11 protein-coding genes and 1 pseudogene are annotated in these 11,699 nt (G+C 45.5%); 6 read left to right on the plus strand and 6 right to left on the minus strand.

Annotation, left to right across the window (positions count from 1 at the left end):
• Positions 1–78 precede the first annotated feature (78 nt).
• Both fmt and ACLGGO_RS07890 read right to left on the minus strand, forming a co-directional pair.
• Positions 79–1,074, minus strand: a complete 996-nt coding sequence (fmt, locus tag ACLGGO_RS07885) for a methionyl-tRNA formyltransferase (protein WP_446418886.1) — start codon at positions 1,072–1,074, stop codon at positions 79–81.
• A 69-nt stretch (positions 1,075–1,143) separates the two neighbouring features.
• Entirely contained in the window at positions 1,144–2,025 is an 882-nt protein-coding gene (locus tag ACLGGO_RS07890; RefSeq protein WP_446418887.1) for an OmpA family protein, read from the minus strand.
• 428 nt (positions 2,026–2,453) lie between these two features.
• Between ACLGGO_RS07890 and ACLGGO_RS07895 the strand changes: the two genes are divergently transcribed.
• Positions 2,454–3,278, plus strand: a complete 825-nt coding sequence (locus tag ACLGGO_RS07895) for a hypothetical protein (protein WP_446418888.1) — start codon at positions 2,454–2,456, stop codon at positions 3,276–3,278.
• A gap of 321 nt (positions 3,279–3,599) precedes the next feature.
• On the opposite strand, the pseudogene ACLGGO_RS07900 reads toward ACLGGO_RS07895, so the two are convergent.
• A pseudogene (locus ACLGGO_RS07900) lies at positions 3,600–4,460 on the minus strand (RRXRR domain-containing protein); the annotation flags it as partial.
• A gap of 495 nt (positions 4,461–4,955) precedes the next feature.
• Here ACLGGO_RS07900 and ACLGGO_RS07905 point away from each other — a divergent pair.
• From ACLGGO_RS07905 to ACLGGO_RS07915, 3 genes are all read left to right on the plus strand, one after another.
• Positions 4,956–5,411 carry an NUDIX hydrolase gene (locus ACLGGO_RS07905; protein WP_446339840.1) on the plus strand — a complete coding sequence of 152 codons (456 nt, stop codon included), beginning with the start codon at positions 4,956–4,958 and terminating at the stop codon, positions 5,409–5,411.
• A 70-nt stretch (positions 5,412–5,481) separates the two neighbouring features.
• Complete coding sequence (locus ACLGGO_RS07910; RefSeq protein ID WP_446339842.1) at positions 5,482–6,294, plus strand: alpha/beta fold hydrolase; 813 nt, start codon at positions 5,482–5,484, stop codon at positions 6,292–6,294.
• A 132-nt stretch (positions 6,295–6,426) separates the two neighbouring features.
• Entirely contained in the window at positions 6,427–7,005 is a 579-nt protein-coding gene (locus ACLGGO_RS07915) for an Npun_F5749 family FMN-dependent PPOX-type flavoprotein (protein WP_446418889.1), read from the plus strand.
• Positions 7,006–7,322: 317 nt separating this feature from the next.
• Here ACLGGO_RS07915 and ACLGGO_RS07920 read toward each other — a convergent pair whose 3' ends face one another.
• Positions 7,323–7,685 (minus strand): lipopolysaccharide assembly protein LapA domain-containing protein, encoded by a 363-nt coding sequence (locus ACLGGO_RS07920; RefSeq protein WP_446339846.1) that lies wholly within the window; start codon positions 7,683–7,685, stop codon positions 7,323–7,325.
• Between the two features lie 92 nt (positions 7,686–7,777).
• Between ACLGGO_RS07920 and ACLGGO_RS07925 the strand changes: the two genes are divergently transcribed.
• Entirely contained in the window at positions 7,778–8,482 is a 705-nt protein-coding gene (locus tag ACLGGO_RS07925; RefSeq protein WP_446418890.1) for a PRC-barrel domain-containing protein, read from the plus strand.
• 192 nt (positions 8,483–8,674) lie between these two features.
• Here the strand turns inward: ACLGGO_RS07925 and ACLGGO_RS07930 are convergent, their stop codons facing one another.
• Both ACLGGO_RS07930 and ACLGGO_RS07935 read right to left on the minus strand, forming a co-directional pair.
• Complete coding sequence (locus ACLGGO_RS07930) at positions 8,675–9,805, minus strand: CapA family protein (protein ID WP_446418891.1); 1,131 nt, start codon at positions 9,803–9,805, stop codon at positions 8,675–8,677.
• A 17-nt stretch (positions 9,806–9,822) separates the two neighbouring features.
• Positions 9,823–10,704, minus strand: a complete 882-nt coding sequence (locus ACLGGO_RS07935; protein ID WP_446339852.1) for a LysM peptidoglycan-binding domain-containing M23 family metallopeptidase — start codon at positions 10,702–10,704, stop codon at positions 9,823–9,825.
• A gap of 401 nt (positions 10,705–11,105) precedes the next feature.
• Here ACLGGO_RS07935 and ACLGGO_RS07940 point away from each other — a divergent pair, with 401 nt between their 5' ends.
• Entirely contained in the window at positions 11,106–11,516 is a 411-nt protein-coding gene (locus ACLGGO_RS07940) for a CAAD domain-containing protein (RefSeq protein ID WP_446418892.1), read from the plus strand.
• Positions 11,517–11,699 lie beyond the last annotated feature (183 nt).

Below are 11,699 nucleotides of genomic sequence, written 5' to 3' on the forward strand. Positions count from 1 at the left end.
AAAAAACAAGTTGTCAATATATAAACTGGCGATTCATCCCACGCTTCCCTAGGGGTAGGACGTGGGGCTTCTCGCCAATTAAGCTAAAACCTCTCCCACAGCTACCCGCATACCATTGGCAAAGTCCCAAGCAGACTGAGCGCGTTTGCCAGCTAGCTGGACTTGGCGCAGTAACAACAATCCTTCACCTGTTTGAATAATCAGTCCAACTCCCTTAATAATACTAACCACTTCTCCGGGACGCCCAGACGCTTCCCGTACAGACAACCACTGTTGCTCCGGAATCTTTAAATCTGTAGGCAATTGGGGGAAATAAGCCTCTCCCAGAGGAACAGTTGCCAGGATTTTCAGCGATTGATCCCGAAATGAGGCGACACAATTCGGTATAAATCCTCTGATCTGATTGTGTATGGCTATGGCAGAGCGCGACCAATCTACAGCATAATCTGACTTTTGAATCAAGGGTGCATAAGTGGCTTGGGAATCATCTTGGGCGATGGGTTGAACCTCCCCTTGGTTTAGCTTCAGCAGCGTTTCGATTAACAAATCCGCACCTAGATCAGACAGTCTTGCGGCTAAGTCATGGGCGTCATCCAATAAGCCAATGGGTGTGTGAGCCTTCAGTAACATCGGTCCTGTGTCCATCCCAGCATCCATCAGCATGGTGGTAATACCCGTTTCTGTTTCGCCATGGTACAAACACCACTGGATTGGGGCGGCTCCCCGATAGTTCGGCAGAATTGAACCATGGACATTCACACAGCCGAGTCTGGGTATATCTAGAATTTCTTGGGACAAAATTTGTCCATAGGCGACAACGACAAATACATCTACCTCAGCTTGTTTGAGTTGACTGAGGGTTTCCCTATGCTTTTTCACCCGTTTGGGTTGCCAGACTTGCAGTTGATGGGTGAGTGCCAGGGTTTTTATCGGTGAAGGGGATAGCTGATTACCCCGCCCTCGACGTTTATCAGGTTGGGTTACTACACCCAGAACATTAAATTCTGAATGGTTAATTAAGCGTTCTAAAGTGGGTACGGCGAATTGAGGCGTACCGAAGAAAATAACGTTCATCTTTTCAGTCAAAAATAAATACTAAACTTTTACTGATCTCTTGCTCAACAAATGTGACGAATGACAAATTTATTCAACAGCAATTTCAATCCGGCGATTGCGCTGTTGATTTGCATCGGTATCATTTGACACAATGGGACGAATTCCACCGTAACCGACAACCAACCAGCGATAGTCATCCCCCAAAGCACGAGCGAAATATTGCTCCACGGCTTTGGCACGACGAAAGGATAGTTCACGATTATTCTCAGGTTCACCCAGGCTGTCTGTATGAGCGGCGATGCGAATGGTACTTGAGGGATAGTTGCGTAAATCCGCAATAATTTTGTCTAAAATCAAGCCCGCTTCCGGACGCAGTAGGCTGTTATTTCCCTCAAAGAGAACATCACTCGGTAAAGTTACCTTCAATGTTTGGGTTGAGCCGAACGAGTCCGATGGGGCTGCCATGATCGTAGCATTCGGATTATTCCCATTTGATGTTGCCTCTTCAGGGGGGGGTTGAACACCTTCGAGTTGCAGCGCGATCGCTTGCAATCGTGCTTCTAAGGATTCATTAGGGCGACTACTACCCAGTTGGGCTTCTAATGTGGCAACTCCCTCACTCAATGCTCGCAGTTGACCTTGCAGTTGAGTGAGCTGGGCTTGCACCTGTTGTCTCTGTACAGGGGTAAGTTGAAGTGACGAACCCGTCGGTTCTGGTATCGATGTTGGGGTAGTATGGGGAGAAACAACTGGCGTCCGCCCTTCAAAAGGGGTTGCCATTTTGAGGAATAAGGGTTTCTCTGGGTTGGTTCTGGGATAGAAAGTGGCAAGGACAATGCCTACAATTAGGGCTAAGCCTCCACTGACGCCCAATAGTAGCACTCGGAATATAAAAATGAGAAACCAAGGACGTTGAGACCTCAAAGAGGCAGAAGTAGTTTTATCTGCTGAACGAGCCGATTGGATCACCGATTTTCCTGAATTTTATTCAGACCCTAGAAGAATAACACCAATACATCCATTAATTCGATCATGCCACTTGCCAGAAGTTTGTCACCACCTCTAACCCGACAAGGAAGACAGGGTACACAGGTACACAGGTGCAGAGGAGACAAGGGAGAATACCCCATCACCAGTCACCTTTTCCCCAATCACCTCTTCCCCAATCACCCATCCTGAGTCAGGAGTGAAAACTTTCGTAAAAAGGTTGAGTTGGAAGGTTCCTTAGCTTGATATACATAGACTAAAGAACACTGCCATAGTTCCCAAAACGTTGCTCCTCACACAAGACGCAGCGTTTAGCAACCTCACCCATATCGATGTTCAACATAATCGTCCGCTTATTCAGATGGTTTTGCTCACAACCATACCTCTTACTGTTTGCTCCTTGGCTACTGATGACTTATAACGTATCTGCCCAAGCTCAACAGGTTCATACCCCTGAACCAGCCCATTTCCCTTTAGAAACAGACCCCCTATCGGTGTCTTCTTCCCCAGCGAATCTCGACGTGACTGAAGAAATTGCTCCCGATATGATTGAGACTCTAGAGCAGATTGATCCTCTCGATAGTCCTCATCCTGTCCCTTGGAATTGGGTGTTGACAACCCAAGCTGAACTAGCGGCGAGTGAAACCTTCGGTTTACGCTACTACCGCAGCCAATCATTAATTTCTCCAGACGGTCAATATGCTGCCTATAGCCGCATTTCTATGCAAGGGCAACCTGAACTATACCGCAGTCGGGTTACCAGTGTGATGTTTCTGGAAGATTTGCAAACTGGGGATTTGCAAACGCTCACGGCGTCATCTCCCTTATCTGATAATCCTTTAGTCAGTAACGAAGATGCGGATATGCCAGGAACATTCGCTATTTTGCTCCCTGTCTCTTGGTCACCGTCTAGCGATCGCCTTTTAGCACGACAGTTTGAAGGCTTGTTCAGTACATCCTTTGCCTCGGATTATGCGGTGATTTGGGATCGCCAAAAAAATCGCACGTATACTGTCGCACCTGAACCCATTGACTATAACCATGCTGTGCTATTGGGGTGGAGTCAAACCTATCCGGATCAGGTTCTGTTTCGAGTTGGTGAACTTGGTGAGGAGCGTTGGCCCGTGTTGTCTGTTGATTTCCGAGGTGAAACCACCCTCGCCTTTGAAGATGAACCAATTGTGTATGGTCAAGTGGTTCACCAGGTTTGGACTGGACCTCAAGCACGTTGGTAAACACAAGGGTAAATAGCACAGAGTAGGGACAGTTTATGAATTGTCCCTACTATTTAGAAAGGAAGGTTGACATCCTCCCCGGCGTTTGCCGCACGGGGATTCCTCACCACGCCACTTAAAAAAGATGGTCGCTGAATGGGGGTCATATCTATGCAAAGTTATACATATCTGTCTAGGCAAGACTCAACAGTTTAAGTCTATCTCCACGTTCTTCCCTAGTGTCTACGCTTACCTACTACCCCGCTTTCTGCCTCGTCCATCGTAAAACTCGTGGGACTCCGACCTCAACGAAGTAGGTCGGAGGGGGATAGAGGTCAAACCGCGCCGCTTTCCTCCCTTGCTCTTAATCATTAGGTGTAGTTGGCGGCGGCAGATTGGAGGACGGCTGATTACGGCAAACTGGCACGATGTAACTTCAATAGACCCTAGCCATAAACCACTTCTGCCCTTAACTTGCCGATACCGCATAAACTGGGACGCGGCTATGCAGATACCATCAACGGCATGGGCGGCGGGTGAGGACTCAGCCTTATTCTTAGCTTTGGGTAAACCGAGGTATTTTCTCCGGTTGGATGTGTGCCATCCCTCCTGCGTGTAGACGGTGTAACCGTTAGCTTCCAACTGCTCAATCTGCCAATACTGACCAACCATAGCAGGGCTAAACCCTTTGTCGCCTTTGGCTTTAATCGTCTCAACTACCACATCTGTGAATGGATAAACCCCTGACAACTCTTGTACCACCCGAAGCGCTAACTGTTTATTAGCCCGGATACTAGGGGGTATCTTATTACCTTTGCGGTTATCGAATCGGTGTTGGCGGTGACTGCGTTGGTTAAAGGAAACCTTACGGTTAATCCGTCGCCCTCGTCTCCCTCGCCGCATCATTGCCCGTTGGGTCATTCGCTTGGTCACGTTTTTAAAGGGCAAATTTAGGTGGGCTAAAAACAGAGTCGCCTTGGCTGATTGAACCGCGACGCCGGTGAATAGCTTTCCTGGATCAATTCCAGCCACAATATCTTGAGTTTCCTCTCCTGATGGCGGGTTAACTAACTGGACTTGAAAGATACCTAAATCGTTATGCGTGATTTTAGCTTTACCAGCTTTTAGCCACCGCCGAACGCGGCTAGCTTTAGCTGGCATTAATGGCTTACCGTCTGGCGATAAAACCGGAACTCGTAGCATGGTGATAAACCTCACGAGTGATAGGGGCGAAGCATTGGCGAAGTCAAGTGAGCGGTAAATTGCTTTAATTAACGACGCCAATGCTTCGCCCGTACATAGTCCCCTCGACCACCGCCAATAAGATGTCCTAACAGCCAAGCACCTATAACAAGTAGGTTTGTAGATAATCCAGACTGGGGAAGTATCTGGAAGTACGTGCCAATTGGCGGCTCAATGGTCTATTCAACTCTTGCGTTGCCAGCCCTGTCTCTGGCAATCCCTAATCTCAAGCGATAGCTAGATTAGGGTTGTTGAAAGCCTTAGCTATGGGTGGGTTGGGTAAGCTGGGGCTTATTTATATTGGCAGTGTTACACCATCCAAGCCTCTTTCGTTCCATCCTAGTTTACCTTGGCAGCAGTTTTCAAGGATTACCATCATGTCTCTTCTTAAAAAAATCAGATTATGATAACAGTCTGTACGTCAGCCATTTATCTGTTCTATAACCATCTGAATCCATGGGTCGTATCTGGTATTTTGTCCAAACGGTATTGGGGATTATTTTCCGCCATCCAGTCCTCGGTACAAGTATTATCCCCGTTTTACCCGATGGACAAATTGTACTGATTCGGCGTCGCGATAACGGAAAATGGGGATTACCTGGAGGGATGGTGGATTGGGGACAAGACATTCCCACCACCGTGAGGCGGGAGTTGGCAGAAGAAACTGGGCTAGAGTTGCTGGCAATTCGCCGATTGGTGGGAATCTACTCAGCACCCGATCGCGATCCCAGAGTTCATTCAGTTTGTGTTGTAGTCGAAGCGGAGGTTCAGGGAACAATGCAGATACAAGATATGTGGGAAATTACGGAAGTTCAAGCCTTTGAACGTTCAGCCATCCCCATGGACTGTCTGAGTCACGATCATGGGCGACAGTTGCAGGACTATTTTGACGGTAAAACCACTGTTGCCTAATTTTTAGTTTTGAGAGCTAGACGTAGCCTGCTACTTTAAGTGTTGAGTTTTGAAACACCCGGCAACTAGGATGAATTTAACCTTACGGAATTCCCGCATTAAGCTACCTTTGGGGCAAGTCTTTTGGCGTGAAGTGGGCCAAGGACCCACTCTTATATTTTTACACGGGTCTTGGAGCGATAGTAGTCAGTGGCTACCCCTGATTGAGTATCTGCATCAAGATTATCATTGCTTTGCACTTGACTTATTGGGATTTGGTGACTCACAAACGCCGAAACTGCACTACTCGATTCAAGTCGAGGTCGAGTGTTTGTTCAACTTCATTGAGGCACTACACCTTCCCCGAGTCTATCTGGTTGGTCATTCCTTAGGCGCTTGGATTGCCGCTAGTTATGCATTGCATCACAGTGAACAGGTTCAGGGATTGGTGTTATTAGCCCCTGAAGGCGTTCGAGGTGACGGAGACGGGAAAACTTGGCAGTGGCGGCGGTGGTTAGTCGGGCGTCCCCCCCTTGCCTATACTATTCTGCGATCGCTCTTACCTCTGGCTAGGCTTTTTGGGCGTCACAAAGATATTGAGGGAGCGTTAAAACAGCGACAACAATTGCTACAATCCCCGACAGCTTGTCAATTGTTGTTCCGGCGACGGCGGGTGGAAATTCAAGCCGAATTATTACAAGAACATCTACCCAGCTTAGATATCCCTACGCTGATTCTTCAAGGAAGACTTGATTCACCAGAGGTGATTGACCATGCTCAAACTTATGCCAACCATAGCCCCAATACTAAATTACAGATGATTGACCAAGCCGGAAATGACCTAGCGGAAACTGTACCGGGAATTGTCGCTCAGCATATTGATTATTTTGTGAAATATCAGTAGAAGGGTAGAAGGGTAGAAGGGTAGAAGGGTAGAAGGGTAGAAGGGTAATGCTGCCTTCCCCATCACCATGGGTATGGTAGACGCACTTGCCCAGCCGGACATGGTATCATTCATCATTCATCATTTCAAACAATGTCAATTGCTCCTTGGCGAGTCTCCCTATCTCGTGCCCTTCACCGCAACCGCAGTTTAGCTTATGCTCGGTACTTTCAACTGGCAACTGTTTGTCCAGATGGGTATCCAGCTAATCGCACCGTTGTTTTTCGTGGCTTTTTCGATAACCAATTAAAAATTATCACCGATGCTCGCACTCAGAAAGTCAATCAAATTAATCATAATGCTGGGGCAGAAATTTGCTGGTATTTTCCCAAGACTCGCGAGCAATTTCGGTTAAAAGGTCAACTTATTCTGGTGGGAGAAGACTATCCTGAATTTCCCCTACAAAATGAGCGTCAAACCACCTGGCAAGGGCTTTCTGATGCAGCGCTTGTGCAATTTGCTTGGTCGAATCCGGGTGAACCCAGAGTAGAGGGGGATCAGGCGTTTTCCCAACCGCCACCTGATCCAGAGCAACCGTTGCCTAATTTCTGTCTCCTATTACTCGAACCTGTAGAGGTTGATCATCTGGAATTGCGCGGTGATCCGCAAAATCGATGGTGTTATACTATGGGGTGCGATCGCCAATGGATCACGCAAGCGATAAATCCCTGAGTCTTTCTCGTACAAACGAGCGAAGTAGCGGAATATGCATCGACTAAAATTCTTTTGAGGATGCGCCTAGTTTTCGACCTGAATTAGAAAGAATGAGTCTTGTTCTCTAAATCTCACCTTGGCGACTAAATCAGCTTCATAGCGTTCTCCGGCGGTAACAGGTGAATAAGAGAGAGAATAAAGCTTGTTTTTAGGGCTATGGGATCGGGTTCAAGATAGAGTGCGATCGCGTATCTACTAACTGACTTTTGGTTATATCATAATTAACCTTACTTTTTACGTCTGACTACTTATATTTTGGAGCATCCCATTATAGCCTAGGTATTTAAATCCCGATCAGTTGATTCAGAAGAATCCCGATTGAACTTTAAACTATTCTCCAGATATTCAATCCGTTTTTGCTGATTCGCCAGTTGCTGAGTTTGCTCATTGAATTCTTTCTCTAAGTCTTTATTCTGTCGCTTCTGATGAGCAAGTTTCCAATTTTGCCGCATCAGGGATGGTACCGATACCAATAATCCCACCACAACGCCAACCCCTAAAGTTAAGACGAGAACTAACGCCAACGATATATCAACTCGCCAAATTCCTAAAGTAACGGCGATAGGCACAGCATTTTGTAAGGCAAAGATAATCGCCAAGATCGCTATAACAACCCCTAAAATTAAAAATAATCGCATCCGTTATCAGCTAAAATTTAAATACACAACACAAAGCACATGATCGAACGGCAAGTCACATTGTCTCAAGAATAGCCCAAGCGAGGTGTCTGATGTCCGCAAAAGCCGCAGTACTCAAACAAAGCGAACTCCTAAACCGATTAGTCTTAAATCGTCATACCGCTGAAGAAGTCGGTCGAGTGATACAGCTATGGCTTGATTTGCAAGCCCACCGCGTAGTTGGGTTAACCTGCAAGTCCGGGTTTCTCGGCGGCAAAAAACACCACTTTACCTGGGAACAAGTCAATACTATTGGCAGCGATAGTATTCTTGTCAACAGCCTTAAGGAAGAAACCGAGTCGGAAACCCTGGAACCCCTCGATTCTCGCATTGGTGTAGAAGTTTGGACAGATGCGGGAAACAAAGTCGGTAAACTCGTTGATTATATAATTGAACCGGAAACGGGAGCCGTCGTTAATTACTTATATTCCTCCAGTGGTTGGCAAGGAATAATGGAAGGGATTTATACCCTTGCACCCGCAGCCGTTTCCAGTGTGGCAAAAAAGCGGATCATTGTTCTAGAAGCGGCAGTAAAAAACAGTGAGAAATATACCGAAGGCGTCCATGAACGCATGAGTCAAGCCGCAGACTTTATTCGTAGTGACTACAAGAAAACGCTTCAGCATGTGGAATCCCTTAAACAAGGTGTTCCCCAGGTTACAGATAATCTCACCGACCAAGCCAAAGCCGCTGGTGATAAACTCAAAGAACGATTTTCTGAAGGGAAAGATTCGAGCAAACAGAAGGATGAAGAATGAAATAATTTTGACCCTTCACGACCTTCGAGGGAACCTGGCGCGTAAGTTTTTTAATTTGTAGGGGCGGGTTTCACTATAATCCTTTGTGTTTGACCCTGATGTAACTAAACCCGCCCTTTCCAAGTAAATAATTATTTGACCAATGACCAATTATCAATTATCAATTATCAATTATCAATTACCAATTACCAATTACTGAGGCAAAAATTTACCCGTTGAATCAATCTGCAAAGAAGTATTCGGAAAATCACTCTGAGTAAGCTGGCGCATCAGTCGAATCGTGCGTCCTTGGGAATCAGGATAAGGAATCCCCTGACGATTTAGCATAATTGGAATAATTTGACCCGAAACTAAATCACCCTGATTATCCAACTCCACATCTAATACTAAAGAATACGCCAGTTGAGCTTGAGTCGAGAGAGTCCGATACCCCATAAAATTACCCAAAGAATAAGCAATTAACTTTCCCTTATAAAGTTCTAATGCTCTAGGAACATGAGGTCCATGTCCGAGAATTAAATCAGCGCCGTGGTCAATCATCGTCTGAGAAAAGTTAACCAAATTGCCGCGATTTTCGCCAAAAAAATACTCCGTTTGATTGCGAACATGCATCGCTCCAGTTCCTTCAGCCCCCGCATGGACAGAAATAACCACGATATGGGCATTTTGACTGGCTTCTTTCACTAACGCTATAGCCGCTGGTAAATTATTTAATGAATTGTGGTAATTAAAGTAACTAAAACCAATCCATGCAATCCATAAATTATTGATATTAGCATAGAGAATTTGATTCTTTTCCCCTAATGCTTTAACTCCCGCCTGTTCCAGATTATTGATAGTATCTGCAAAGCCTTGACGTGAGAAATCATAAGAATGGTTGTTGGCAACGCTCATAATATCAAAGCCCACCTCCTTTAACAAAGAGGCATAATCAGGCGGCGTGCGAAAGGCAATAATTAATCCTCCTATCGACTTAGCAGAATAGGGATAATTGGTTAAGGTACTCTCAAAATTACCAAATAATAAATCAGCACCTTGCAGAGTAGGTTGAACGGCTTGAAAGAGAACCGTTTTATTAGGATGCAGTTTATTCTGAGGATAATTTGTACCCGGAATAATATCACCCACGGCTTTAATCTGAACTGTCACATTCGGCGGCGGGGGTTCTATGGGGATATCAGATTGAGGTTGAATGATAGGTTCCGGTGGGGGTTCAGGATAGCTTTGAACGACACCATAACCCATACCGCACAAAAAGCTGACCGTACCCACCGACAGCAACAAGGCTCCACTGCGCCGCAAGGGTGTGATAAAGTTTGTCATTTGTCATGCGTCATTTGTCATTCTTCATTTATCGGTCTTACCGTCAAATGTAACTCTGGGTCTTGCGCCACCCAACCCGCAGGTGCATTGAAGCGAACTTCAAAATGCAGATGAGGTTGGTCAATGTCCGGATTTCCTGTAGTACCAACTGTCCCTAGGGGTGTTCCTGCTTTGATCCGTTGACCCGTTCTCACCGAAAGACGGCTTAAATGAGCATAACGGCTTTGGCGTCCACCTTCGTGATTAATCACGACTAAATTGCCATACGCTCCCTGTTGACCTGTAAAGGCAACTGTACCGGAATCCACAGCTAGCACAGTGGTTCCAGGTTCTGCCAATAGATCAATACCACTGTGAAACTGAGCTTGTCCATCAGCGTTTTGATGCCAACCGTAATTAAACGCTATGGGTGCTAACGTGGGCAAGGGATAACCGGGAAATCCAGTATAGTTTTCCACGGGTTTGCGATTTGCCAGTACCCAATTCACCCCTGAGACAAATACAACTCCTGGTGGTTGCAGGGAACAGCCATTGACCTCAAATAAAATATCAGCGCGGATACCATAAGCCTCCGCTAAGTCTTGCCAGCTAGCCCCCGCTGGAACTTGCACCCGAATCCCATTAAAGGGAGGAATCAGAATATCTCGACCCATCGGCATGGATTTTCCTGACAAGCTAGGATTGAGTTCTACTAAGGTTTCTGGGATCAGGCTGTATCGTTGAGCAATACTATTCAACGTTTCACCAGGCGCTACTTTATGTTTCTGCAAGCGCGAAAGGGCAGGTGCGGGACAGCTATTTTCAGACGGTGAGGATGATTGTGCCGTTGCCAGATTGGGGATTGGGGCAACCAGGCAAATCACGGTGGAAAAGACAGGAAGCCATCGAGATAAAGTCATAGTTGAGAAGTGTGAAGGATGAATGGCTAATGGTATGGTAAGCTATTCAGCGGCTTTTCTGGGCATGTTTAACTATTCCAGAGAGATTAGTTATCGGTTAGTCTGCCCAATTAAAGTTTATTGCACTAAATTATCTGTTACATTTATTATCATATTTTCTAAAAATATAATCATCAACCAAATTTGAACCAATGATAAAGAAATAACTAAAATTTGATGTTGATTTAGCTAGGCTATTGACCCCCATCGCTCAAACTCAATACACTAAAAAAAGCTAAGCTGTCAACTTTAATCATTGACTTAGCCGAAACAGAGGTAATTTTTTAAGGAAAATAGACTCTACTTTCCTCTGAATTCAATCAATCCTGTAATTCACGAATTGTCATTCTCAAAATAAAAACATGACTGCTAAAATAGTAACCCCTGAACAGCCAATTAACGCCACCTCAGAAACATTCCACCGCCAACTCACCAGCGAAGTTCTCACAGAAGAAAAAAAACAGCCCTGGGTTCAACTCATTTCGACTTTTATAGGCACAGTCTCAGCTTACCTAAATAACCGAGTTACGAACACTGAGCAACTTTTAATCACCGCTGCCTTGATTATTGCCGCCCTCACGATTCTAAAACTCGGTTTTGCTGTCCTGAAAGCGATTAATACCATTCCCTTTTTGTCATCGCTTCTAGAAATAATTGGTATTGCTTATGTGAGTTGGTTTATTTGCAGCTATTTGCTCAGTGCTGCCAACCGTCAAGACTTAGCCTTACAAGTTAAGTCTTTTAAGGAACAAATTTTTGGCATGAATCCCTAACTATTTAAATTTCCCGAAAAATTTTCAGCTCATTCCACGCCAAACGATTCGGTGGGATGAGCTTACTCTTATCCTATGGTATCGTTTTAAGGGATAACATACGAGTCGTAAGCAACCCCGGTCTCGCATACACGGAGCTTTAGCCAAATAAGTTAAAGCTGTGCTTACCAGCCTAAGTGCTAA

Source organism: Coleofasciculus sp. (assembly GCF_046565525.1).
Taxonomy (GTDB): Bacteria; Cyanobacteriota; Cyanobacteriia; order Cyanobacteriales; family Coleofasciculaceae; genus Coleofasciculus.